Here is a 26,421-nt window from a genome sequence, read left to right on the forward strand (position 1 = left end):
GTCGGTGATCGATCGGTTCGTCAATCGCCCGCGACCGGGCCCTCGAATCCGGTTATCGTCATGACGCGGACACCGGAGGCCGCGCTCGTGATTTTCCAGGTGCCGAGTGCGGGATCTCCTTCGATGACGGAATTCCCGTTCTCCTCGGCGTGGACGGTGATGCGTCCCACGGTCAGCGGGTCGACCGCGACCGAGATCCCCGCGCCCTGTCTCGCGCACAGCCGCACCACGTTCTCCAGCGCGGACAGGGCCAGGGCGGTGCGGGGAACGGCCGCCGTCGCCCACAGGTCATTGGGCGCGCAGGGGCGCACCTCGCCGGCCCAGCGGCCTTCCTCGGTACGGGTCCACCGTGCGCGGGGCACGACTGAGGAACGCCAGCTCAGCAATTCGGGACCCGAGCGCCAGGTGGTCATCCGGGTGAGTCCGCTGCGTGGCGGGGCGGGTGAGCGGGTGTCCCCCGGTGCGTACACGATCCGCGCCCGCGCCTCCGGGCCCGAACCACCGGGTCGCCGGAAGCAGGCCTCGACCGTCCAGGACCGTCCGTCGTGAACGCCTCGAAGCTCCCGCTCCCAGACGGCGACCGGCCCGTCGAGCCGCAACAGGTCCAGGGGGACGACGACATCCTCCACGCAGTCGAGGCGCAGCTCCGGGAAGTCCGGCGGTACGACCCACTCCGCTCCCCGGACCGCGTTCTCCAGCAGCAGGCTCACCGGGACCGCCTCGGAGCCGTCCACCAGGAAGTCCGTCAGCGCCGGGGTGGTCTCCCGGTCGAAGCGGACCCTCGACACCAGCCGGGCGTGCGGCTCGTAGGACGTCACCTCGCCGAGGTGGTGGATCTTCGGGTACACCTCGGCGTATCCGGGCAGGTCGGGCACGACCGGGTAACCAGTGGCCTGGCCGGGGTCGACGGCATCGCCGAGCGGACCTACGAAGGTGACCTCACCGGCGGAGCCCGCCAGCAGCTCGGCCTGCCACTTGGCGAGTCCGTCGGCGACGCCGAGCGGTGCCATGTAGCGCCGCGTCGCCGAGAAGTTCGCGATGAGGCCGATACGGTCCCAGGTCGGCCAGGCGAGCGTCATCACCGGGTAGGCGGCCCGGCGGTCGGCCCACCGGCCCAGCCGGGCGAGCGCCTCGTTGGCGGCGGCGTACTCCAGCTGGCCGACCATGCCGCCCAGCCGTCCGGTGAGCGAGCCCACGTTGCAGAAGAACTTCAGCCTGCTGTCGGCGAGTTCACCGAAGAGATGGACGAAGCCGTCGATCTTCGTCGCCACGGTCCGCAGGATGTCGTCGTCGGTCTTCTTGGGCAGCCTGGCCGCGGTGTCCACGCCCGCGTTGTGCACGACGCCGGTCAGCGCGTCGCCCTCCCGCGCCAGCAGGGCGCGCACCTGCTCCAGGTCGGTGAAGTCGCACGGGACGTACTCGATGCGCAGTCCGCGGGCCCGGGCGCCGGTGATGTTGCCCGCCAGCTCCCACAGGCGGCGGACGCGGGCGATGTCGCGGCGGATCTCGGGCAGCGGGCGCCCACGGCGGCTGCCGGACCACAACTCCTGCTCGTACGCCTTGAGTTCGTCCGCGTCAGCACCGAACCACGGTTCGTCCGCGGAGGGGAAGGGCTCCCGGCCGGTCACGACGACCCGCGTACCGTGCTGCTCCGCGAGTGTGCGGGCGAGCTCCCAGCCGATGCCGCGCCCGCCTCCCGAGACCAGGACGCAGTCGTCGGGGCCCAGGCTCACGGTGGGGGGACCGACCGGTGCCGCGACGGGAGACAGGGTGAGGCGCCGTCCGTCGCGGTGACCGACCTCGATCTCGCCGGTCCTGCCCAGCTCGCTCACGACGACGCCGGGCAGGTCCTCCGCCGCCGAGAGCGCGGTGTCCACGACGCGCGCGTTGCAGTTGGGGAACTCCCGGTGCAGGGTCTTGGCGAGCCCCGCCCAGATGCCGCCCAGCGGTTGGGCCAGGTCGTCGTCCGGATGCTGCCCCATCCCGCCGCCGAGGTGGGTCACGGCCAGATAGAACAGCCGCCGCGCGGAGGTCTCCGCGGCCCAGTCCTCGTACTGCTCGCGCAGCGCGGTCACGGTCCGCAGCAGCGGCTCGCGCCACACGCCCGTCAGGTCCTTCGTGCCGTGCGCGGGTGTCCCGCCGCCCAGGGTGAGGTCGACGATGGCGTCCACCACGCCGTCGCCGGGGGCGGCCGCGACGGTGGCGGGTGTGCGGCGCCGTACTCGTGCCCCGTGTGCGGTCAGTTCGCGCTCGACGCGCTCGGCGCTCTCGTCGTCGCCGGCGAGCAGCAGGACCCGCATCCCGGCCGGCCGCGAGGTGTCCGGGGTGAGCGGTGGCAGCGCGGCGGGCCGCCACACCATCCGGGTCGTCGGCTGCACCGCCGGGTCCCCGGGCGGCGGCTCCCCGGTGGCGGCGGGCACGACGCTGGACGGCGACTCCCGCGAAGTCGTCAGCATGCTTCACGTTCCTTCCTGGTCACGCGGATCACGTCGGTCGCGGCGGTCGGACGCCGTCGGCGGACACGGCCTCACCCGTGCGGGCGTCGACGTAGCCGATCAGCGCCGCCCGGAGGTCCTTCATCTGGAGGACCATCCGGCCGTCGGAACGGGCGGCGACGAACCGGTTGTCCACCCGGTCCGCGGACAGGCCGAACCCGGGGGGCGTGGCGTACAGGTCGATGGGACCCGGCTCGGTCGACAGGGTGTGGTCGTTCGTCTCCTCGTAGAGGTCGATACGGCGGATCGACAGGGGTGCGGCGACCGGCACCAGCCGGCCGTCCACCAGGTCCAGCACCCCGACCCTGGCCAGTCCGTCCAGCAGCACGCACGGCACGGTGAACCGCGGCCACACCGGGTCGTCCGAGGGGAGCGAGAGTGAGTACCGTCCCCGCTTGCCCAGGGGATGGATGCCGGTGCCGGTCGTCGAGACGAACGGCCCGCTCAGCCGGACCGGCGAGCCCGGCCGGTGGTACGGATCGGGGACGGGAGTGTCGTCCGCGCTGTCCCAGGGATCCCAGCGCGGGGCGGGGGCGAACTCGTCCGCGAGGACCACCCGGGCCGCGAAGTGCGGCCTGTTCTCCACCAGGACGACGCCGCCCGGTGACACCACGTCCTCGGAGACGTGGACCTGGACGACGGTGGTGTCCCCTTCGTCCTCGACGATCTCCGCCGTGATGCGCTTCGGCGCCGTCGGGACATCGCGGTACACCCGCAGGAAGTGCTCGAACCTCAGGTCCTCGAAGGCGATCACGGACCGGCCGGGCACCAGATGGCGGGCCGCCTCGGCCGCGATTTCGGTCACGAAGGTGCCGGGCAGCGTCGGTTCGCCGCGCACGGTGTGGTGTTCCAGATAGCCGTCGGTCCGCAGGTCGAAGGGGCAGGCGAACTCGGCGGAACGGTCGTCCGAGGACACCAGGCGGCGCAGGAAGAAACCGGGGGGCGCGGGCCTCGCGGCCGGGGGCGCCGGGGTGTCCTCGGGCTCCAGATAGCCGGGGTAGAACTTCTCCACCGTGGCCTCTTCCGCGTCCCCCAGGTGTACGACGGAGGGGCGCCGGACGGGGGCGTGCAGCTCCTGCACGAAGTGGTGGACGCCCTCGGGCACCGGCATGCTGCTGTAGGAGCCGGCCCGTTCGTAGTACGCCTTCGTCAGCTCGCCCGCGCCCATGCCGACACTCCCCCACAGGGTCCACCCGATGGTGACCTCCGGATGGCCGGAGGTGGCCGCCGCGTGGGTCGCGGCGCTGCTCAGGAAGTCGTTGGCAGATGCGTAGTCGGCTTCGCCGAGCTGCCCGAAGTGACCCAGCAGGGAACCGAAGTTGCACCAAAGACGCGGCGGGGCGTCGCGCAGCGCGTACTTCAGGTTCAGATACGACTGCACTTTCAGGTCCCGGATGGCGGTGAACTCCGCGAAGTCCTTGTCCTTGATGAGTGCCGAGCGCTGGAGCCCCGCGGCGTTGATGAGGAGGTCGATCCGGCCGTGCTCCCGCAGAACCTCGCCCAGGGCCTTCTCCACCTCGGCGCCGTCACGCATGTCACAGGTGCGGTAGGTGACCCGGTCGGCGCCGCTCGCGGCGGCCATCTCCTCCAGGTTGCGCCGGGACTCACGTGCGTTGAGCATCCGGTCGAAGTCCTTGGTGATGCTTGCGACGTTCCGGCCGCCGCCCTTGGCGAGTTCGGCGGAGATGTACGCGGCCCGCCCCGCGGCGAACTCCTCGTCGGTACCGGCGAAGACGGAGGGCGGATGGGCGTCGAGGTCGTTGCTGCCGAATACGTGGATGCGTGAACCGAACTCCCTGGCAAGGGACTTGACCACCTCGGCGGTGATTCCCCGGGTGCCGCCGGCCACGACGATCACGGACTCCCGGTTCAGCGCGACGGGCGTGCCCTCGTCCAGCGTGACCGGCTCGTCCCGCAGCCGCCAGGTACCGCGCACCCCGTCGTTCTCGACGACCACGGGGAAGTCGCGGCCTCCACCGCTCTCCGCCTCGACACCGCGTACCGCCGCCGCCACGTCGCCGCCTGAGGTGAGGTACGCGAGGCTGCCGCCTTCGGCCAGTTCCAGGCCTGCGGTCTTCAGGAGGCCGGTGAAGAGACCGGAGAAGGGGTGCGGTGTGCCGTCCTGCACGGCGCCCAGCAGGAGCATCATCACGGCCGAACCGGGCCGGGCCAGATCGTCGTAGGCGAACTGCAGGGCCAGGTACACGGCGTCGTGCAGGGCGAGCAGAGAGGGTGCGCCGGCCATGGAGAGAACCTCGTCCGGCGGCACGGCGCGGCTGAGATCGCTCAGGATCCGCAGCCGGGTGATCGGCCCGGTGGTGCCCGAGAGTGCCTCGCGTACGACCTCGGGGGTGACCCGCGACAGGTGGTGCCAGCCGGCCCGGGAGGTGTCGAGCGGGGCGGTGGACAGTACCGTGAGCGCGGAGTCCGGGCCTGCCGCCCGGGCCACCAGGTCGGGTGCGTCGGTGACGACGACGGCGCCGTCCGGCAGGAACGGGACCGGCTCACCGGCCGGGCGGGACGGGGCGGCATCCCACACCGGGACCCGACGCCGGACCCGCAGGGGCTCGCCGCCTTCGGTGTGGGTGGTCGAGCGGAAGCCGTCGCGAAGGGTTTCGGGGGTGGTCGCGGTGGTGCGGCCGCCGGGGACGGTCAGCCTGAGCCTGGGCCCGGTGGCGCTTGCGTCTTCCGCACTGGAGACCGTCACACTCCCCGCGGGGCCGTGCAGGGCCCTGAGGACGGCCAGGCCTCCGGCCGCGCCCAGGTAGCGGGCGTTCTCCGGGGCTCCGGCCCCGCACACCACCGCCTCGTGCTCAGCCGCCTCGTCCAACGTCTCGTCCACGTACGCCAGGACGGGCAGGCCCGCGCTCCGGGCCCGTTCCTCGGTGGTCAGCGCGAACAGGAAGGCGCCCTCGGCCAGTTGCTCCTCCTGCTCAGGCAGCAGGTCGCCGACGAGGGACCGGTACTCCGGGAGGCTGTTGCCGTTGATCCCCCCGGCCAGGGCGAAGTCCAGCTCCCCGGTCCGCAGATAACGGCCGGCCAGGGTGATCGAGGACAGAGCGGAGGCGAAGCCCGAGTCCAGCGTCATGTTGGAGCCGTTGAGGTCGAAGTAGTTCGCGACCCGGGCGGAGATGATGTTGGGCATCTGACCGGGGAACGAGTCCTCGTTGGACTCCGGGATCATGGACCGCACCTGTTCCCGCAGCCGGTCGAGGACCCCGGGCACCTCGGCGGATCCGGCGAGGGGTGACGCGCCGAGTGCCTCGCCGATGTCGTCCAGGTAGCACCGGTTGGCGTAGAGCATCGCGGCCCTGGTCGGTCCCATGTGCCCTACGAACACCCCGGTCTTCGGGGCCTGCTCGTTCCAGAAGTCCGGCATCCGGTCACGGAGTTCGTGGGCGCATTCGAGGATCATCAGCTGGCACCGGTCCAGGGCGCGGATCGTCTTGGGAGGCAGCCGGACCTTGTTGAACGGCGGCACCGGGTAGTCCGCTCCGAAGCTGTCCAGCGGCGGCCGGCCGCCCTTCAGCCAGCTGGTCACGTCCTCGCGCCCGTCCAGGCCCGGCACATGGGCCGACCAGCCGACGAGGGCCACCCGGCTGTCGGTGGCGGGCGCCTTCGTGGCCGGGGTCCGCGCCTCGGCCGCCTCGGCGCGCGGGCGGTTCTCGGAGACGATGAGATGGGCGTTCGTTCCTCCGAAGCCGAACCCGGACACGGCCGCCAGCCGGGGCCGCTGCCCGCCCTCGGGCCAGTGCCTCGGCTCCGCGCTGACCTCCAGCCGCGTGTCCTCGAGGCGGAAGTCGGCACGCGGGGTGTCGAGGCGGAACTGGCCGGGGATGGTGTGCTGCTCCAGACCCTTGAGGCTCTCGATGAGCGAGACGACACCGGCGGCCCAACCGGTGTGTCCCAGCAGCGACTTGTTGGAGGTGACGGCCGTCGGAGCGGAGGTACCGAAGTGCTCCCGCAGTGTGGTGAACTCCTCCAGGTCACCGGCGGGTGTACCGGTCGCGTGCGCGTTGATCCACTGCACGTCGGCGCTGTCGACCTCACCGCCCTCCAGGGCCCGCCGCACCGCCAGGCCCTGCCCCTGCGCGTTGGGTGCGTAGATCGCCTTGCCCTTGCCGTCGGAGGACGAGCCGAACGCCCGCAGCACCCCGAGCACCCGGTCGCCGTCCTGCTGGGCCCTGCTCAGCCGCTTGAGTACGACGAGGGCGGCGCCGTCCGCGAAGATCACACCGTCGGCGCTCTCGTCGAGGGCGTGCACGGTCCCGCGCTTGGACAGGCCCTGGAGCTTCGAGAACAGGACGGTGCCGCGCGGCGCCAGGGCGAAGGCGCCACCGCACACGGCGATGTCCTGCTTGCCCATCAGCAGGCCCTTGGCCGCGATGTCGACGGCGTACAGCGACGAGGAGCAGGCGGTGTCGACCATGTGGAGTTCGGTGGAGGGCGGAAGGACGCCGTCCATGGCCACTTCGCCGACGCGGTGGGGCAGGAAGCGCGAGGGGGAGCGGGCACCGCGCCGGTACCGCTCGGTCAGGGCCTGGTCGATGCCCTTGCGGAGCGTGTCCCGCTGCTCGTCCGGGACCCGCAGATCGTCGACGATGCCGTGCGTCAGCCGGTGCGCGCTCGCAAGGACGCCCGCCTCTTCGAGGTGCTGGCTGCCGTCGGGGGTGTAGCCGACCACGAAGGAGCACCTGTCGGTGTCACGGCGCGTGACGCCGTCGAGCGCCTGCACCAGGCTGTGGCGCAGCCACTTGGTGGTGAGCTCTGTCTCTTCCCGGCCGTCCGGCATGTCCTCCAGGGACCCTTCGGCGGCGGCGAAGTCCGTGATGAACACGCACTGTTCGGCGTACGCCTTGTCCTCGGCGGCCAGGTCGGAGGAGTGGAAGCTGTCGTGCTGCCAGCGCTCGCGGGGGACCTTGACGAAGAGCTCGTCGCCTGTCGTGCGCAGCTTCCAGAACTCGTCGGGGCTGTTGGCCCCGGCGACGGCCATGCCCATGCCGACGACGGCGATGGCATCGTCGCCGAACTCGACCGGTTCCACGGTCTCATGAGCAGCGGGCGCCTCGACGGTCTGCGCCGGAGGCGAGACGGATGGTGGTACCGGAGGCGGGGCCGGTGGCGAGAGAAGGGCGGCGCCGAGGGTGAGGCCGCCGTCGGCCAGGACGACCTGTCCCGTGATCCACCTGGCGTCGTCGGAGGCGAGGAAGGAGACGAGCGCGGCGAACTCCTCCGGCCTGCCGAGCCGCCCCCACGGTGTGGCCCGTGCGATGACATCCTGCATCTGCCCGGCATCGGGGAACTTGTCCGCCACCTCACTGCTCAGCATGGCGGCCGAGGCGATGTTGACCCGGATGCCCGAGGGCGCCAGTTCCACCGCGAGATAGCGGGCGGCGGCCTCGGCGGCCGCCTTCGCCGGGGCGCAGGCCGAGTAGTTGGCCATCACCATCTGCGAGCCGCCCAGCGCGGACACCGTGACGATGGAGCCGCCCCCGCCCCGCCCCATCAGCGGTGCCGCGGCCCGTGAACAGCGCAGTCCGCCCTTGTAGTTGGTCTCGATCGCCTTGTCGAGGTGGTCCTCGGTGATCTCGTCCGGCGGCAGCAGGGCGCCGTTCGCCGCGTTGTTGACGAGGATGTCGAGCCTGCCGTGCAGCCGGTCGACCTCCTGGAACATCCGCTCGACCTGTTCCTGCCGGGCCACCGAGGCCCGTACGAGATCGACCCGGGCTCCCTCGGCGACGAGTTCGTCGCGCGTCCGCTTGGCCTGCTCGTGCGAGTGGAAGTAGTTGAGGACGATGTCGGCCCCCCGTGCGGCGAGGTCCCGCACGATGGCCTTTCCGATCCCCCTCGACCCGCCGGTTACCAGCGCCACCTTGCCGGTGAGGTCCCTCATCGAAATCCGTGTCCTTCGTATCCGTCGCGTCCGTGGTGTCCGTGGTCTCGGTCCGGCATCAGCCCGCCTGCGCCGGCTCGGAGTGCCGTTCCAGCTCCGCGATCACGAAGTCGGCGATGGCGTCGAGCGTGTTGTAGGGCGCCAGCCGGAAGTCCGCCTCGCGGGGCGGCAGTTCGTACCGCTGGGAGACCCGGGAGAGCAGCTCGACCTGCTTGACCGAGTCGACGCCCAGTTCGGCCTCCAGCTGCGCTCCGCCCTCGAAGACCTCTTCCGGGTACTCCAGAGCCTGCGCGTACAGGGTCCGCAGCTCGCCGAGGACCTCGTCGCGGTCCAGGGCCGCATGCACGGGCGCGGGGCTCGGGGCCGGCTCCTGCTCCTGCACCTGCACCTGCACCTGCACCTGCTCGCGGCCCTGCCGGCGCTCCTCCTCCGCGAAGGCCTCCGCATCCGCCCGCACGCGCTCCCGCACCTCGTGCCCGTGCGCCTTCCAGTAGGCCTCGAAGAGGTCGGAGGCAACGGTCGGGGCCAGCAGCTCGGCGAGGCCGGGCCCGGACCCGGACGTGCCGTCCAGGTCGGCCAGGCCTGCTGCGCGCAGTTCCCTGAGGGTCGCGTCCAGCGCCAGCCGGCCTCCGTCGTCGAGCGCGAGGGTGGGCAGGGAGCGCACGTCGGAGCCCTGGGTCAGCCGGGTCACCAGCTTGGACAGCGCGGCACGTCCGCCTGCCTCCACGAACGTGGAGACACCGTCCCGGTGCAGGGCGCGCACCGCTGCCGCGAAACGGACCGGCTGGACGAAGTGGTCCGCGAGGCGGCCGGCGAGCGCCTCGCCCGGCTCGTAGTGGCGCTGGAGGATCGGCGAGTACACCGGCCGCTGGAGCCGGCGCTGGTCCAACGTGCGCACGTACGCCTCGAATTCGGGCGCCGCGGGTGCCAGGGCCGGGGTGTGGAAGGGGAACGGCGCGTCGATCTCGATCGCGCCGATGTTCAGCTGTGCGGCGATCGCCGTGACCTGGTCCAGCACCCCGTCGGGACCGCTCACCACGGTCTGCTCGTCGTGGTTCTCGGTGGCGACCGCCAGCAGCGGGTCGTCCAGCAGGCCGAGGAGCATCCGGACCCGGTCGGCACCGGCCGACAGGGCCACCATGCGTCCCTCGATCCCGTCGTGGCGCTCGATGACCGCGACGCGCTGCGCGACGATGCGTACGCCGTCCTCGGCCGAGAAGGCTCCGGCGGCCACCAGGGCGGTGATCTCCCCGAGGCTGTGGCCCGCGAGCACGTCCGGCCGTACGCCCTGGTCGGTGAGGATCTCGTAGGCGGCGAGGCCGGCGCCGTAGATGGCCACCTGGGACAGCCAGGAGTCGCCCGCGAGCAGTCCTCGCAGGTCGGTCGGTTCAGGTCCGAACAGGACATCGCTGATACGTCGTGAGAACAGTGCGTCCGTCGCTGAGTCGAGGCGATCGAACACCCTCTGGACCTGCGGGTACGTCTCCTTCGCCCGCCGTAGGGCGGCGCCGTCGAAGCCGCCCTGGCCGGGGAAGACGAACGCGGTGCTCGGGCCGGTGGAGGTGTTTTCGGGCATGCTGATGGATCCCTTGCTGAAAGAGGTGGGGTTTTCGGGCGTGGGCGGCCGGCTCGTCGCGGGTGGCTAGAGCACCGGCTGTGGGGAGCCGTCGAGCAGGTACCGCCCCATGGGGCCGAGGTTTCTGGCGATCAGCCGGTCGCCGGCCCGGGAGACAGGGGCGAAGTGCCGGGGTTTTCCGCGTACCAGCCAGCGCACCAGCCGCAGCTTCCAGCCGAGGTCCGGACCGGGCTCCAGGTGATCCAGCAGGGCATGGATGTTGGCGGCGGAGTAGAACTGTGCGGGGTCCACGATCGTGGCGAACACGCCCACCATGTCCCGGCCGTGGGTGGCGCTGCGGCTCATCGCACTGATGAACTCGATCTCCTCGGGGCTGTGGTCGGCGATGAGGGCGTGCTCACAGGTGTACCGGTAGTGGCCGGTGACCAGGTCGTCCCGTCGGTGGGCGTACCGGGCCAGTGCGGCCGGCAGTCCGGCACCGCCCGGTGACGACAGGCCCTCCTCGACGGCTTCCACGAGGAGTTCGGCGCTGCGCAGACCGTCGCTGATGCCCGCGGCCGTGATCGGGTCCCGGGTGTATCCGGCGTCCCCGACCAGCGCCCAGCCAGGGCCGTGCGCGCGGCGCAGGAAGTTCGGTACCGCACCGGTCATCCAGCGGCCCGCGCGCTTGGTCTCGCGCAGCGACGCGGCCCACCCGGGGTCCACGTCCTCGAACGCCTCGATGACGGTCCGGTCGCGTTCCTCGTCGCTGCTCGCCCTGAAGTCCCGGGCCGGCAGGGCGACGCCCACGATGGTCAGGTCGTCGTGGGTGGGCCAGGTGAAGGTGTGTTTGCGGGCGTGCCGGTGGGTGCGCACCCGGCCGTCGTGCGGCAGTCCTTCCCAGTAGGCCCAGTGGCTCTTGTTGAGTACGGGCCGGGTGGCGTACTTCTCGGCGCCCGTGAGCCGGGCGATGGTGGAGTTGGAGCCGTCTGCGCCCACGACGAGGCGGGCGTGTTCGGTCACGGTGGCGCCGTCGCCCGACCGTCCGCGTACGCCGGTCACGGTGCCCGTCTCGTCGGTGCACAGCTCCTGTACCGAAAAGTCCTCGCGGAACTCGGCGCCGGCCTCGAGCGCGGCGTCCAGCAGGATCCGGTCCAGCGTGGCCCGGTCCGGCGAGTAGGCCGCGTCGACCTCCTCGACCGCCGGAAGCGGGGCCATCAGCCGGGCCCGGCCGCTCTGCAGGCCGTACTCCCGGATGGGCGGGCAGCCCGTGGCGGTCAGCCGGTCCAGCAGCCCCCAGCGTTTCAGCCGGGCGATGCCCGGCGGGTGCACCAGGTTGGTCGCCGCGGCCTTCCCTCCCGGGAGGACGGCACGGTCGAGGAGGAGGACGCGGTGGCCCGCCCTCGACAGGAGCATGGCCGTGGACGCGCCGCTGACGCGTGCGCCGACCACGATGACGTCGTACATGTCGGGTCCCCCAGTTGTGTTTCGATGAGTTCGCATGCCGGGACGGGACTGCTAGCTCCTGGTCTCCTGAAGTGCGTGGGCCCCGCTCGCGTCCTGGCGTCCGACGTGTGCCCCGGACGCCTCAGCCGCCTGCCGCTGCCTGGAGCGGCGCGGTGCGCAGAGCATCGCCACGACGCCGAGCGCCGCGAAGGCGGATCCGACCCAGGCGGCGGGAACCAGGCCGTCGACGAACCGCTGGGGTGTGGTGTAACCGCCGTACGAGGTGAAGACCGAGGTCAGTACCGCGACGCCGAGGACCCCGCCGAGTTCGCGGAAGGTGTTGTTGGCGCCGGATGCGATGCCCTGTTCACGCGGGCTGACGACGTTCATCGCCATCTCGGCGACGGGTGCGAAGAACAGCCCCAGACCGATGCCGCCCAGGACCAGTCCGGGGACCTGGTCCGCGTACTCGGTGTGGACGTGGGACACCGAGGCCAGCCGGCCCAGCGCGACGGCCTCGGCCAGCAGTCCCAGGGCCACCACGAGCCGGTTGCCGATCCAAGCGGTCAGGAAGGACGCGAGGGGGGCGACCACCACGGGCATCGCCGTCCACGCGAGCATCCGCACGCCCGCCTCCAGCGGCGAGAAGCCCTGGATGTTCTGCATGAACTGGGTGAGCAGGAAGACCAGTCCGAACATGGCTGCGAACATCAGGGCGCTGGTGACGTTGACGGCGGTGAACGAGCGGTTGCGGAAGAGCCGCATGGGCAGCATCGGCGAGGGGGTGCGCAGCTCCCAGAGGACGAAGGCCGCGAGCATCACCACCCCGGCGATCAGGGAGCCGAGCACCTTGCCGCTGGTCCAGCCGTCGTCGGTGGTGCTCACCAGTGCGAAGACCACGCCCAGCATGCCGAGGCTCACCAGGACGGTGCCGGGCAGATCGAGCCGTGCGCCGGGCTGTTTGCTCTCGGCCAGCCGCCACAGACCCAGAAGCAGCACGACGACACCGATCGGCACGTTGATCCAGAAGATCCACTCCCAGGAGATCTTCTCCACGACGGCCCCGCCGACCAACGGGCCGAGCGCGACCGCCAGTCCGCTCAGCGCCCCCCAGACGCCGAGGGCGATGCCCCGCCGTCGCTCGGACACCGCCTCGGTCAGCAGTGTCAGGGTCAGCGGCATGACGATGGCCGCGCCGAAGCCCTGCACGGCCCGGGCGGCGATCAGCTCGCCCGGCGAACCGGAGAGCGCGCACGCCGCCGATGCGGCGGTGAACACCGTGAGTCCGGCCAGGAACATCCGCCGGCGTCCGAAGCGGTCTCCGGCGGCCGCGCCGCACATCAGGAAGACCGCGAAAGCGAGGGTGTAGGCGTTCACCGTCCATTCCAGGTCCTGGAGATCCGTACCCAGGGACTTCTGGATGGCGGGCAGCGCGGTGATCACGACGAGGTTGTCCAACGCGGCCATGAACACGGCGAGTCCGCTCACGACCAGGGTCCATGAGGCGTTGCCGCGGCTTCCACCGGCTTGACTGGTTGCATGGGCAGGGGACCGACCGGACATAGAAGATCCTTCGTCGAACGTACGGTGGGCAGGCGCGCTGGGCGGTCCGGCTAGGCGGAGGCGGACAAGGTGTCCAGCGCAGCGCGCCAGAGGCCGGCCAGCTGCTCCGCTTCGCGGAGCGCGCGGTCGTACAGGAAGCTGATCCGCACCTGTTCTCCGTGCGAGAGCAGCGTCACGGACAGGGCGTTGCCCGGCAGGAGCACCCCGAGCGGGGTGACGTCGATCGCCGGGGCGCCCCGGAAGGACAGCGCTGTGGGCAGGCTGAAGTTGGAGGCGTACAGCGGGGACGCGTACGGGCTGAGCAGTGTGCGGACCGTCCACCGCGTCAGGGCGGACGGAAGGATCCCGACAAGCGCCCGGCCGGCCGGTCGCAGACCGCGGGCGCGCATCCGCCGGGTCCGTCCCGCGAGTTGTGTGAAGGCGACGTCGAAGGGCGTCCCACGGGCGGGCAGGGTGACGACCGCGGTGGTCAGGTGGTTGCCGAGGAGGGTGTCCTCGCCGGGCCGTCGGGTGCTCAGCGGCATCCGTAGCGGGACCGGTGTCGTGCGCAGCCGCGACCGCAGGAGCCCCTCGCCCGTGGCGCTCCAGTCGTTGAGCGCCTGCCACAACGTCATGAGGAACGCGTCGTTCAGGGTGCCTCCGCAGCGGCGGCTCAGCTCCCGCAGTTCGTTCCGGGTCGCACCGGCACTGCACACGCCGAGGCGTTCGGGGCGGGGCTTCGGCGCTCGGGGCCACGGCCGGGCGGGCACCAGAGCGCGGGCGAGACCGGCGCCTACGCTCAGCGTGCCGCGGACCAGTTCGCGCGCGGAGCCGCTGATGAGCGGCCTCGGTCCCGCCGCGGCACGCTGCCCGTTCGCAGGACCGCTGTCGCCGAACAGCGCGGAGACGACGTGGGCCGCACCCATGCCGTCCTGGGCGCTGTGGTGGACCCGGTAGCAGATCCCGAACTCCCCGTCGGCGTAGCCGTGCACGAGGCGCATCGACCAGGGCGGGGCGTTCGGCGGAAGCGGCTCACGGGCCAGGGCGGTCAGGACCGTGTCGAGGGAGGTCCCCGCCGGGAACTCCTCCTCTTCCAGGTGAGCCACGGGGTCGAAGACGTCGTCCGGTTGCCGCCGGGACCGTCCACCGGAAGTCGTCAAACGGTGGGTCTGGCCCGGGAGTTCGGGCAACCGTTCCGCGAGGTGGTCGTGCAGTTCCTTGAGGGGCGGCGGCTCTCCTCCGAACCGGAGCAACTGGCCGTGGATCAGGCCGACTTCGCCTTCCATGGAGAGGAAGACCTCGTCGATGGGGTTGAGCCGGTGAGTCATGCGCTCCGCTTCCGTGTCGGTCGCGTCGGTCGCTTCGGGCGCTTCGGGCGGCGTCCTGGGGCCGGTCACGTCGGCGGGTTGCCGTGTTTGCGGGACGGCAGGTCGGCGTGTTTGGCACGTAACGCGCGCAGGGCCTGGACGAGCGTGGACCGTGTCTCGGCCGGGTCGATGACGTCGTCGACGAGCCCGCGTTCCGCGGCGTAGTAGGGATGCATCAGCTCGGCCCGGTACTCCTTGACGAGTCGGGCACGGGCCTCCTCGGGGTCGTCGGCGGCGGCGATCTCCCGGCGGAAGACCACGTTCGCCGCGCCCTGCGCGCCCATCACCGCGATCTCGTTGGCGGGCCAGGCGTAGGTGGCGTCGGCGCCGATGGACTGGGAGTCCATGACGATGTAGGCGCCGCCGTACGCCTTGCGCAGCACCACCGAGACCCGCGGGACCGTCGCATTGCAGTACGCGTAGAGGAGTTTGGCTCCGTGGCGGATGATGCCCCCGTGCTCCTGGTCGACCCCCGGAAGGAAACCGGGCACATCGACCAGGGTCACCAGGGGGATGCTGAAGGCGTCACACACGGAGACGAACCGGGCGGCCTTCTCGGCGGCGTGGATGTCCAGCACCCCGGCGAGGCTGGTCGGCTGGCTCGCGACGATCCCGACGGTCTGCCCGTCCAGCCGGGCCAGTCCGCACAGCACGCTGGTGGCCCAGGCCTCGTGCGTCTCCAGCCACTCCCCCTCGTCGACGACCTCCCGGATCACCGCACGCATGTCGTAGGGGCGGCTGCCGTCGGCGGGCACGAGATCGACGAGCCCGTCGTTCGTACGCTCCACGGGGTCGTCGCAGGGGTAGGCGGGCGGCAGCTCACGATTGTTGGAGGGCAGCAGCGAGAGCAGATGACGTACTTCCTCGAGGCATTCGGCCTCGTCGTCGTGGACGAAGCCGGCGACGCCGGAGACCCGGCCGTGGACGTCCGCGCCGCCGAGTTCTTCGTGGGTGATTTCCTCACCCGTCACCGACTGCACCACATCGGGGCCTGTGATGAACATCTGCGCAGTGCCGCGGACCATGAAGACGAAGTCGTTGAGCGCCGGCGAATAGGCGGCGCCGCCCGCGCACGGGCCCAGCATCACCGCGATCTGCGGAATCACTCCGGAAGCCCTGGTATTGCGGCAGAAAATGCCTCCGTATCCGGCGAGCGCGGAGACACCCTCCTGGATACGGGCGCCCGCGCCGTCATTGAGGGAGACCAGCGGTGCGCCCGCCGAAACGGCCATGTCCATGATCTTGTGGATCTTGGTGGCGTGGGCCTCGCCGAGCGATCCGCCGAAAATGCGGAAGTCGTGGGCGTACGCGAACACGGTCCGCCCGTGCACGGTGCCCCAGCCGGTGACGACGCCATCGGTGTGGGGCCTGCGGTGCTCCAGCCCGAACCCGGTGGCGCGGTGCCGCCGAAACCGCTCGACCTCGTGGAAGGACCCCGCGTCGAAGAGGAGATCCAGCCGTTCCCGCGCGGGCAGCTTGCCGCGGGCGTGCTGCTGTTCGGTGCTGCGGGAGCCGGGGCCGCGCTCCACGTCGCGTCGGGTGGCGTGCAGGAGGGCGACGCTGTCCCGCATGTCATTCCTCCGTTTCGACGGATCTCTTCGGATCGCTTCGGGATCTCCTTTCCCTGTCGATTATTCGGGGGCCGCTCGGCGCCGTGTCAAGGAAATCCGCGACTCTCCCGCAGGGCGAGAAACACCCGGGCGGGCGCGAAATCCCGCGACGCGAGAAGAAGGAGATCCGCCCGAATAGGAGCAGCCGTCGCGGGTACGCCGAGGTCGAGGCCTTGCGAATTTCCGGTGCGGCGAATTCGCCCGGCCGTGCCGTTCATTGGACGTCGGACAATGGAATGCTCAGTACGAGCCGGGGGCCTCCGCCGACCAGGGCCCGTCGTCGTCCGCAGGAGTGAAGCGCGCGGCGGCCCGCTGCACGGCCCGTACGGCGAGCCCGGGCCACGCCGACATGTCATGCCCGGGCTTCAGCACGGCCACCGACCCCATGATCAACCCGTCCCACCGCACGGGCGCCGCACAGCCCACCCAGCCCGCCGCCCATTCCTCGACGTCGGCCGCGAGCCCGTCCCTGCGGACGGACTCCAGGGAGGCCAGCAGCCGCGCGTTGTCGCGGTACGCCCCCGGCCCCGCCCCGTCCGGGACCGGCTCTGCCAGAACCCGGTCCTGGATGACCTTCGGCAGGAACGCGAGGATGGCCCGCCCTGCGGCTCCGGTCCGCAGCGACCGGCAGACCTCCATGAACGCCCTGTGTGTGATCCCGAGTTCGGACAGATCCGAGGTGCCGACAGCCATGTCCAGGCACTGTTTCCCGGCCCCTCCGAAGGGCGCCAGCGCGAAGAGGAACGCCAGCCCCCCGTCGGTGGCCGCGTGCAGATCCTCCAGAACGGCGTGCACGACACGCTCGTTGGGCGCGTGCGCCAGGGACTTCAGCCCAAGCCGTGCGGCGCCGGCCCCCAGCCGGTACAGACCATGCCCCTCGCGGGCGAAGATGCCGTCACAGACGCCCGACTGGAGGATGCGGTGAACGGTGGAGTCGTCAAGACCGGTCACCTCCGCCAACTCACCGGGGCCGTGCATCTGCCCTTCGACCTCGGTGAACGCCCGCTGGACCCGGAACACCCGGTCGGCGTGCGCGCTGCCGCCTAACGTGCCGCGCTTGCTCATGTCCCTGCTCCCCGTTAAGGCTTCGCCGTCCCACACAGGGCGGACGGCCTGTCCCTGGTTACCAAGGTAGTGACCCGTCCGGTCGGTCTGCCCACCCGGACCCGACCATCACGGCTCCACCACAAACGGGAGCGGGACATCGATGTGGTCAGCCGCCGGGGAGCGCGGCCGCCTCACCTCCGAGAGTCCGCCGTCGCTCGGCGCACAGCCGTGGTCGTGCGCCGAGCGGTGTCAGCGGTCCCTGGGTCAGCGCCCGGTGGGGTACGCCGGGCAGTCGCGGCCGACCGTCAACCGGGCCGGGCGGTAGGGGACATACGCCGCCCCGTCCAGACCGAGCGCGGTGGCGGACCGCTGGAGCGCTGCGGGGGTCGCGACGTCGTCCCAGCGCCCGGTGGTGACGCGGTGTTCGAGAGCGTGCAGGGCGGCCACGGTCTCGGCGGTGGTGAACGCGCAGTGGCCCTGCCGCTCGACGTACGCCTGGCGCAGCAGCGCGCCGTCGCCGGAGGCACGCACGCGCGCGGCGAAGCGGTTCTCCTGCTGCACCGGGACCAGGTTGTCGGCGGTGGTGTGCACGTCGAGCAAAGGCACCTCGAGGCCCTGGCCCGCGGAGGAGGTCCGCTGCGCGGTGCTGACGGCGGCGGGGTCGGCGGTGATCGCGGCGCCCTCGGTCAGCGTACGCAGTTCGGCACGCAGGTCGAGACCGGCCGCCCGGTAGAGGGCACGCACCTGGGAAGCATGTTCCGAGCCGGCCAGCAGACGGGCGTAATCCACGCCCCGGTTCCAGGAGTTGTTGCCGCCGACGGACTGTTCTATGGCGTACCGGCCGCCCTCGACGAACGACAGGATGCCCTGCGCGAACCAGTCGTACTGCTGCTCCTCCTGGCCCGCCCAGTCGGTTGCGGCGGGCCGGTCCTTCCCGGGCGACCAGGCGGGCAGGTTGAGGAAGGCGGCGGCCAGCGCGACCCTGGCCCGGCCCTGCGGGGTGGACTGCGCCGCGGTGACCGCCTTGGTGAGCAGGTCGGCGGTGGCGGACGCCTGGGCCGAGGTGCCGAACCGCACGAGTTTCACGTCCTGTTCGGGCAGCAGCAGGCGGGCGATGGTGTACTCGGCGTCCAGTTGGTAGTTGTCCAGATCCGTGCCGCCCGCGACCAGACCGCACTGGCCGAGCGCGCCGGCGATGCGCCCGCCGCCGTCGCGGGCGAGCTGAGCGTTGACGAGCCCTCCCATCGACTGGCCGACGGCCAGGGTGCGGCGCGGGGTTCCGATCTCCGCGGTGACGGCGCCGAGTGTGGCGAACTGGTCGCGTTCGGCGCTGTTCAGGGCCCACATCGAGCCATGGGGGTCGTACGACGAACCGGCCATGGCGTAGCCCTCGGCGAGCAGTTCGGTGCGCACGGCGTCGGTGGGGGCGTCCCTGGCGACGGTGGGGCCGAAGCCGTGGCTGAACAGCAGCAGGGTGCCGTTCCAGTGGTCGGGTACGTCCGCGATCCAGGTGGCGCCGTCGGAAAGGGTGCCGGTGAGGTGGCCGGTGGCCGGGGCGTCCGCCTCGGCGGCCGGTGAGGGGACGGCGGTGAGCGCCGCGGACGCCAGCGTGACCAGGGCGGTCAGGGCGATGCGCAGACGAGTGCGGGGAATGCGGGTACGGGTTCCGGCAGGCATGGTGCGGCTCCTCGGGGCGGGTGCGGGCGGGCGGGCGGGAGCAGATGCTCAGTGCACTGAGCGAACACGCCGAGGAATGTAGGGCTCACATTTTGCTGCCGTCAACAGAATGCACAACCTTGGCGGTTCTTCGTGGGTGGTGCGGCCTCATGGGTGGGATGACCTCGTGGGCGGGATGGCCGCTCACCTCGGAGAATCCCGTACCAGGGCAATTTTCCTCCCCCTCACAAGGTGCACATCCGGTGCCAGGCCGGCAGCCATCCCCCGTATTACGCATTTCGTGGAGCACCATCAGCATGTCCGGTTCCGGCCACCCACTGTCGCCATGGCCTTCCACTCGGGCTACGGCCGCACCGCAGTCATCGGCCGCCGTACCGAGGTCGTGCGCCGGAACCGCCCGGCCGCCGCCCTGTTCGCCCACGGGACCCGCAGTTCAGCCAGCGGCGGGTCGCCCACGACGTGGCCCTGCGAACGACGGGAACCAAGCGGCTGCGCCGTCCCGTGATCGGTGAACTCACCCTCGACTGACACAAGTTGGCCTGCGCCACCGACCCCGACCCGCGCTACACAGAGGGCCCCTCCTGTGATCCCGGCCTCCCCTTCGCCGCTTGCCCGCGCCGTGGCGGCCATCCCGCTGCCCGGCAGTGACCCGGGCGCGTGAGTCCGCCCCCGGCCGTGGCTGTACGGTATGCGGCAGTCGATCGCGCGTTCTACGATCGCTGACGAACAAGGGGGTTCCATGAAACACCGCCGCCCGCGGCCCCGCAGCAGAGCCGTCGCCAGAGCGGTCGGTTCGGCTGGTGCACTGGCCGTCGCGCTGGGCGTGGGGATGACGCCGGCGATGGCCGCCGGGAAGACGTCCGACACACCCACGGCCACCGGGTTCTCGCCCGACGAGCCCGAGCCGAAGCCGAAGACGGACTGGGCGCCCGAGAACGACGAGGGGCCGCTGGCCCAGAAGTCGGTGCACCCGGAGGCGTTCACGTCGAGCCGCACGGCCGCGTCGAGCCTGCAGCTCAAGATGCCCGCGCCGACCGGGCCGAACAGCGTGGGCATGGTCGGCCTGCACCTCGTCGACTCGTCCCGTACGGATCCGTATGTGGGCGGCAAGCGCGAGGTGATGGTCTCGCTCTGGTATCCGGCCACCTCCACGTCCGGGCACTACCAGGCGCCGTGGATGCCGTCGATCTCCGGGAACCACTACCTCACCACGCACGGGATGTCGCCGCAGCAGGTGACCCTGCCGAAGACCGCGGGCCATGTCCTCGCCCCGGTGAAGACCTCGCTCGGCAAGCTGCCCGTCCTGCTGTACTCGACCGGGCTGCACTCGGACCGCGCACAGGGCACCGCGCTCGCCCAGGATCTCGCCAGCCGCGGCTACCTCGTCGTCACCGTCGACCACACCCACGACGCCAACGAGGTGCAGTTCCCCGGCAACCGGCTCGAGCTCAACGCGATGCCGGCGGGCACCCACTCCTCCGACACGCTCAAGGTGCGCGCGGCCGACATCAAGTTCGTCATCAACGCGCTCGGCAAGATCAGCAGTGGCGGCAACCCGGACGCCGGCCATGCGACGCTGCCCGCCGGGCTGACGCAATCGGTGGACATGTCCCGTATCGGGATGTTCGGCTGGTCGCTGGGCGGTGGGGCGGTCGACACCGCCATGCAGCTCGACAAGCGCATCGCCGCCGGCGCCGACCTGGACGGCCAGTTCTTCGGCACGGCGCCGAGCAAGGACCTGGACCGACCCTTCATGCTCTTCAGCTCCGGCACGCACAACCGCAACAACGACGGTTCGTGGCGCACGCTGTGGTCGCATCTGAAGGGGTACAAGGTCGACATCAAGCTTCATGGCGCGGCGCACCTGTCGTTCTGCGACCAGGAGTGGATGGTGCCGCAGGAGGCGGGCCTGCTCGGCCTCTCCAAGGACCAGATCCAGCAGCAGTACGGCACGATCGATCCGGCCCGGGCGGTCCAGGTCCAGCGCGTCTACCTTGCCGCATTCTTCGACCAGACGCTGCGCCACAAGCACAGCACCCTGCTCGACGGGCCGACCGACAAGTACCCGGAGATCTCTTTCGTCCGCTGACCGGAGAGTCAACCGGACAGCTGAGCGCGCGTTCGAAGGGCCGGGCCTGCTTGCAGGTCCGCCCTTCCGCATGCCGGGGTGGCATGTGCGGCCGCCGTGCGATGTTCCCGTGAATTCGATTTAACGCGTACGTCACATGGGGCGAAAGTGTGATGGTTACGTGACAGGCGAGGGCTAGGATGTTCGCTCTATCGAACATTTGGGCGCTCGACGCCAGTTGAGGAAGGATCCGTTCCCCTGCCCTCCGCACCCCGGTCGCCGCGCCGACACCGCATCCGCCGCCGCGCCGATATGCCGATGCTTGGCGGGGTGCGCCCGCCCATAGCCTCACTTGTCATACTTCTGCTGGTAGTCGCCGCCCTGACCGTGATCGGTCTCGACGGCGTCCACTCCGAGCCCGTCCCGCAGGCGGTGCTGAACGGCGAGCAGCAGATCGCCGCGGACACCGCGCAGACGATGCGCACCGCGATCGACGCCGAAGCGAGCACGGTGCGACGTGCCTCGAGCGCCTACCCGGCAACGAGCACCTCCACTCCCGTGACCACGCTCAAGGCGCTGACCTCGGCCAGGAAAGAGGTCCTCGGCAGTGCGCTGCTCGACCGGCGCACCGGCAGACTGCTGGCGGCCGGCGGCCGGACAGTGCCGCTGGCCGGGGTGGACGCCGCCAGGACGGCGTCCGGGGCGGTCCCGCCACGGCTGGTGACGTCAGGCGGCAGCCCGCAACTGCTGTACTTCGCCAGGGTCACGCTGCCCGCCCAGCAGGACGACCCGGACCAGGACTACCAGGCCCCGAACCGCCCCGATCGGCAGTGGCTTCTGCTGGTCTCCGAGGCGCTCCCCTCCCTGGCGGCCTACGGCGACGGACGCACCGCCGAAGTGCTGGACGCAAGCGGAACGGCGCTCGCCACCGCGGTCCACGGCAAGGCGTCGCCGGGCACCGCCGATGGCGGCCTGGCCGCGGCGGCGGCCCGCGCGGCACACGGATCCGGGGCTGACACCGACGCCTCGGGAAGCCTGCTGGGCGCCACCAGCGGCAGCCGACGCACCGTGGCCGGCTGGGCCCAGGTCGCCTCGACGACCGGCCCGGGCGACACCGACCACCTCGGTCTGGTCGTGCTGACCTCCCACGCGGTGCCCGTCACGACCACCACCGCCGACTACTCGCGCTTCGCGCTCGAGGCCGCCGGATCGCTGGCCGGGGTCGCGCTGCTGCTCGGCCTGGCGCTGTACTTCTCCGTGCAGCGGCCCCTGCTTCGGCTGTATCTGTCCGCCGGCCGCCTGGCCCGGGGCGCGACCCAGGACTGGCCGACCGCGTCGGCGGAGCTGTCCCGGCCCGTTCCGGTGCATGGCTTCGGGGAACTGGCCCGGATCGGGCGGGCGCTGGACTCACTGCGCCGGCAACTGCTCGGCGAGAGCGGCCCACAGGAGTTTCCGGCCCGGCGCGGGCCGGGCTACCGGGCGCTCGCCGTGGTCGGCGTGGTCGTGGTGGGCTGCTGGTCGGTACCGATGATCACTCTGCTGAACCGGGCGGACACCACGACCGCGGTTCCGGCGCCGGTCCTCGCCGACCAGCAGGCGCGCACCGAGATCGCGACGAACCGGATCCGGCAGTCCCTCGACCAGTCGTACACCGACCTGAGCGCCGCGGCCGGTGAACTGCCGGGCAGGAGCCGGGCCGCCCAGGCCGAGGTTCTGCGGCACTCCCTCGCCGATCACAAGCAGTACCGGTCGCTGTATCTCCTGGACCGCTCGGGCGGCATCACGCTGAGGGTGGGCGACACACCGCTGCGCACCCGCGTCCATGTGCCCGACGGCAGCGGGATCACCACCGTCAACACCTCGGGCCGGATCCCGGCGATCGCCGCCTACACCCAGATCCGGGCCGTCAAGGGCAAGGCCGGGGCGGCCGGGGTGGTCCTGTTCGGCGAGATCGACGTGAAGGTGCTCAACTCCGTCCTGCCCAGGCCGAAGCTGGGCAGCGTCTGGGTGACGGACGGCCGCGAGAAGGTGCTGGCGGCCAGCGTGGGCTACCAGGCCTTCCAGTCGCTGCCCGACCCCGGTCTGACCCGTCTCGCCCGCTCCACCCAGAGCGCCCCGGGGACCGCGGGTACGGCGACCTCGGCGGTGCACCTCACGTCCTCCGGTCCCTCGGTCGACGCCGCCGCGCCGCTGGCGCAGAGCGGCCCGACGGCCCGGCTGGGGTGGCACGTGGTGACCGCGGAGCCCGCGGCAGCGCTCCAGATCCCCGCGGTGCAGGCCGAGCAGCGCACCATGCTCGCCGGCATCCTGGGCCTCGCCGTGGGCGCGGCCTGCCTGGGCTGGCTGCATGTCGTGGTGGTCCGGCCGCTGCGCGCGGTCGCCGTCCTCGTCGAGCGGCTCGCCGGCGGAGACCGCCGTACCGTGCTGCATCCGGTCAACCACGACGAGATCGGCTCGGTCACCCGCAGCCTGGAGCTGATCCGCCAGGCCCTGGCGGAGCGCGGCCGTGCGGCCAGGTCCGGCCCCGCCGCCATGCCCCCCCAGCCCCTGCGCGAGAACACCCTCCAGCGGTAGAAGGACGGAATCGGCGTGCTCTTCCTCTATGTCATCGTCCTGCTGTGCTGCACCGGCCTGTGGATCGCCGGAATCCTGGAGCAGCGGCGGCACTTCGCCTCGCTGGAGCAGATACCGACGCGGGTGCTGGTCAACGGCATCCGCGGCAAGAGTTCGATCACCCGGCTGTGCGCGGGCGCGCTGCGCGGCGGCGGCCTGGTCACGGTGGCCAAGACCACCGGCACCGCGGCCCGGTTCATCCACCCTGATGCCACCGAGGAACCGATCTATCGCAAGTTCGGCATCTCCAACATCGTCGAGCAGATCGGCATCGTACGGCGGGCGGCGACCTACCGGCCGGACGCGCTGGTCATCGAGTGCATGGCGGTGATGCCCGCGCTGCAGGAGACCAATCAGGAGAAGCTGATCCGTTCCACGATCGGCGTGCTGTGCAACGTCCGCGAGGACCATCTGGAGGAGATGGGGCCGACGCTGGACGACGTCGCCCGCTCGCTCTCCCGCTCGATGCCGGTGGGCGGGGTGTGCGTGACGGCGGAGAAGGACCGGCTGCACATCCTCCAGGAGGAGGCCGACAAGCGGAACTGCCGTCTGATCGCGGTCGATCCGGAGTCGGTGACCGACGCCGAACTGCGCGGCTTCAGCTGGTTCACCTTCAAGGAGAACGTGGCGATCGCGCTCGCCGTCGCCGAACTGCTCGGCGTGGAGCGGCAGACCGCGATGCAGGGCATGTGGGACGCACCGCCCGACCCGGGCGTGCTGTCGGTGGAGCGCTACGTCACCCCCGAGGGCAAGAAGCTGCGGTTCGCCAACGTCTTCGCGGCCAACGACCCCGAGTCGACGCTGATGAACGTGAAGCAGCTGGAGGATCTGGGCGCGATCAGACGACCGATCAACGTGGTCATCAACTGCCGCCCGGACCGGGTGGAGCGCAACGGGCAGATGGGCGCCATCGTCCCCGACCTCGCCGCCGAGACGGTGTTCCTGATCGGCCATCCGACCAAGAGCGCCCGCGATGCGATTCCCGCCGGCTTCACCGGGCGGGTGGTGGATCTCGGCGGCGACCGCCGGGATCCCGAGGAGCTGACCGCGGCGATGCTCGCGGAACTCGGCCCGGCCTCCTCGCTGGTGGCGATCGGCAACATCCACGGTCAGGGCGAGCTGTTCCTGGAATGCCTCGCGGAGCTGCCGCTGGACGAAGCCGAGGACCCGTTCGACGCCGTTCCCGACGGCGACGGCCTGGATCAGGAGACCATGCAGATCGCCCTGCCCCGGCCGCGGGTCTCGGTGGCCCGGCCGCCCGAGGCCGAGCCGTACAGCTGGGTGGCACCGCTGGAGCAACCTACGTACGCCCTCCGCATCCCCGAACAACGCGAACTCGCGCGCCGGTTCGCCGCGCGACACGGCCGGCCCGATGACCGGAGCACCGCCGACGACCCGCACCACTCCCACGACGACCCGTACCACTCCTACGTTCCGCCCCAGTCCACGAGGAACCCGTGATCCCCGCCAACCTCACCCCGCAGACCGCCGCACTCGGGATCGCCCTCGGGCTGGTCTTCTCGCTCGTCTGCTATCTGACCACCAACCTGTCCCCCGGGGGGATGATCACCCCGGGCTGGATCGCCCTCACGCTCGTCACGGATGTGCGGATGGCCGGGCTGATGGTCGTTGTGGCGGGAGCCACGTACTTCATGACCAAGCTGCTGCAGCGCACGGTGATTCTCTACGGCAAGCGGCTGTTCGCCGCCGTGGTGCTGTGCGCGGTGGTGATGCAGACCACCGTGATGCTCGCCCTCAGCCACGAGTTCCCGCTGCTGTACACCTCACAGACCCTTGGCTTCATCGTCCCCGGCCTGATCTCCTACCAGATGGTCCGGCAGCCCATGGCGGCCACGGTCATCTCGACCACGGCGGTGACGCTGGCCACGTACGTGGTGCTGGTCTCCGGCCTGTTGATGGGCGCCCTGCCCACCGGCTGACCTGCCCTGCCCCCCTTTCACCTCACACTTCCAGGAGGATCGCCATGCACTCCAAACCCGTCGGCCGACGCAGCAACCCGACTCGCCGCAACGTGCTCGGAACGATCGCGGGCGTCGCGGCTGCCGGGGTGGTGGGCGGCTACGCCTGGGACCACCTCAGGCAGGGCGGCGACGACCACGGCGATACGGTCGCCGACCAGACGGGCACCGGCCCGAGCTCCCGGGCCACCGGCGCCCACACCTTCGAGCGGCTGTCCGCCCCCGCCCGCACCGTGGTCCGCGCCGCCGACGGCGCAACGCTCGCCACTTTCACCGACGGAGCCCGTACGGCCGTACTCACCGGCCCCACCCGCACCTTCAGCGAGCCGCGGACCACCGAGGCCAAGGTGACCACGGACGCCTGGGTGCGGGTGCTGCCGCACGAGTGGCACCGGGGCATGGAGAAGTCCGCCTCGTTCAAGACCTGGTTCCGCAAGGCGCTCGGCGACACCAGCCCGGACGTCTTCGCGGTGGCGTTCCAGTACAGCAGCGCCGGGGCGCCCGACAAGCACGACGCTCGCGGGGTCCGCTACGCGGGCACCGCGCACTTCGGACCGCGCAATGCCACGGTCAACAACCCGCTGGACTTCGCCTTCCACGACGAACAGTCCGACTTCTACGACTATCTGGGACTGCCCTGGACCTTCCCGGACGGCACGCGCGTGCAGCCGGAGAAGGCCCGCTACGGCGACGCCGACTGCTCCGGTTTCCAGCGGCTGGTGTGGGGCTACCGGATGGGCATTCCTCTGCACAACACCAACACCAAGGGCGCCGGCCTGCCGCGCCGCGCGTACGCCATCGCCGCCGACGGCCCCGGCCGCGTGGTGATCCCCCACACCGGGAAGCAGCAGGCCACCGACCTGACCGCCCTGCAACCCGGCGATCTGGTCTTCTTCGCCATCATCAAGGACCGGCCGGACTTCATCGACCACTGCGGCATGTACATGGGCCTCGACGACCAGGGCCGGCACCGCTTCTACTCCAGCCGCTCCGCCGCCAACGGCCCGACCATGGGCGACATGTCGGGCCACGCGCTGCTGGACGGCACCGACTTCTACGCCCGCGGCTTCCGGGCGGCCCGCCGCCTTTGATCCCGCGGCCTCGATCCCGCCGCGTGTGCACCACCGCC

The 26,421-nt window shown here is 71.3% G+C and carries 14 protein-coding genes; 5 read left to right on the top strand and 9 right to left on the bottom strand.

All coding sequences use genetic code 11. The features are described from left to right. Nucleotides 1-20 precede the first annotated feature (20 nt). The 9 genes from ACFY1E_RS09770 to ACFY1E_RS09810 form a co-directional block, all read right to left on the bottom strand. Entirely contained in the window at nucleotides 21-2,456 is a 2,436-nt protein-coding gene (locus ACFY1E_RS09770; RefSeq protein WP_389073475.1) for a KR domain-containing protein, read from the bottom strand. Between the two features lie 28 nt (nucleotides 2,457-2,484). Then, nucleotides 2,485-8,388 carry an SDR family oxidoreductase gene (locus ACFY1E_RS09775; protein WP_389073476.1) on the bottom strand — a complete coding sequence of 1,968 codons (5,904 nt, stop codon included), beginning with the start codon at nucleotides 8,386-8,388 and terminating at the stop codon, nucleotides 2,485-2,487. A gap of 58 nt (nucleotides 8,389-8,446) precedes the next feature. After that, nucleotides 8,447-9,964, bottom strand: coding sequence for an acyltransferase domain-containing protein (locus ACFY1E_RS09780; protein ID WP_389073478.1), 1,518 nt, complete (start codon nucleotides 9,962-9,964; stop codon nucleotides 8,447-8,449). 66 nt (nucleotides 9,965-10,030) lie between these two features. After that, nucleotides 10,031-11,410 carry an NAD(P)/FAD-dependent oxidoreductase gene (locus tag ACFY1E_RS09785; protein ID WP_389073481.1) on the bottom strand — a complete coding sequence of 460 codons (1,380 nt, stop codon included), beginning with the start codon at nucleotides 11,408-11,410 and terminating at the stop codon, nucleotides 10,031-10,033. A 51-nt stretch (nucleotides 11,411-11,461) separates the two neighbouring features. After that, nucleotides 11,462-12,952: an MFS transporter gene (locus ACFY1E_RS09790; protein ID WP_389073482.1), complete on the bottom strand. Its 1,491-nt coding sequence runs from the start codon at nucleotides 12,950-12,952 to the stop codon at nucleotides 11,462-11,464. A 50-nt stretch (nucleotides 12,953-13,002) separates the two neighbouring features. Beyond that, a complete protein-coding gene (locus ACFY1E_RS09795; protein ID WP_389073483.1) occupies nucleotides 13,003-14,259 on the bottom strand; it encodes a wax ester/triacylglycerol synthase domain-containing protein in 1,257 nt (418 codons plus the stop codon). 65 nt (nucleotides 14,260-14,324) lie between these two features. Continuing rightward, nucleotides 14,325-15,869, bottom strand: coding sequence for an acyl-CoA carboxylase subunit beta (locus ACFY1E_RS09800; RefSeq protein WP_389073485.1), 1,545 nt, complete (start codon nucleotides 15,867-15,869; stop codon nucleotides 14,325-14,327). Nucleotides 15,870-16,148: 279 nt separating this feature from the next. Next, on the bottom strand, nucleotides 16,149-16,973 hold the full coding sequence (locus ACFY1E_RS09805) for an IclR family transcriptional regulator (RefSeq protein ID WP_389073486.1): 825 nt from the start codon (nucleotides 16,971-16,973) through the stop codon (nucleotides 16,149-16,151). A 246-nt stretch (nucleotides 16,974-17,219) separates the two neighbouring features. Further along, nucleotides 17,220-18,632, bottom strand: a complete 1,413-nt coding sequence (locus tag ACFY1E_RS09810; RefSeq protein ID WP_389073489.1) for an alpha/beta hydrolase — start codon at nucleotides 18,630-18,632, stop codon at nucleotides 17,220-17,222. 739 nt (nucleotides 18,633-19,371) lie between these two features. On the opposite strand from ACFY1E_RS09810, the gene ACFY1E_RS09815 reads away from it, so the two are divergent. From ACFY1E_RS09815 to ACFY1E_RS09835, 5 genes are all read left to right on the top strand, one after another. Then, a complete protein-coding gene (locus ACFY1E_RS09815) occupies nucleotides 19,372-20,721 on the top strand; it encodes an alpha/beta hydrolase family protein (protein ID WP_389073491.1) in 1,350 nt (449 codons plus the stop codon). Between the two features lie 309 nt (nucleotides 20,722-21,030). Then, nucleotides 21,031-23,274: a HAMP domain-containing protein gene (locus tag ACFY1E_RS09820; RefSeq protein WP_389073494.1), complete on the top strand. Its 2,244-nt coding sequence runs from the start codon at nucleotides 21,031-21,033 to the stop codon at nucleotides 23,272-23,274. 15 nt (nucleotides 23,275-23,289) lie between these two features. Beyond that, the gene (gene pgsB, locus ACFY1E_RS09825) at nucleotides 23,290-24,774 is read left to right on the top strand and encodes a poly-gamma-glutamate synthase PgsB (RefSeq protein WP_389073496.1); all 1,485 of its coding nucleotides are present in this window, start codon (nucleotides 23,290-23,292) and stop codon (nucleotides 24,772-24,774) included. Next, nucleotides 24,771-25,253, top strand: a complete 483-nt coding sequence (locus tag ACFY1E_RS09830; RefSeq protein ID WP_344398547.1) for a poly-gamma-glutamate biosynthesis protein PgsC/CapC — start codon at nucleotides 24,771-24,773, stop codon at nucleotides 25,251-25,253. The genes pgsB and ACFY1E_RS09830 overlap by 4 nt, the downstream gene beginning before the upstream one ends. A gap of 44 nt (nucleotides 25,254-25,297) precedes the next feature. Then, nucleotides 25,298-26,383: an NlpC/P60 family protein gene (locus ACFY1E_RS09835; protein ID WP_389073499.1), complete on the top strand. Its 1,086-nt coding sequence runs from the start codon at nucleotides 25,298-25,300 to the stop codon at nucleotides 26,381-26,383. Nucleotides 26,384-26,421: the final 38 nt, after the last annotated feature.

Source organism: Streptomyces sp. NPDC001604 (assembly GCF_042893475.1).
In the GTDB taxonomy this organism is placed as follows: Bacteria; Actinomycetota; Actinomycetes; order Streptomycetales; family Streptomycetaceae; genus Streptomyces.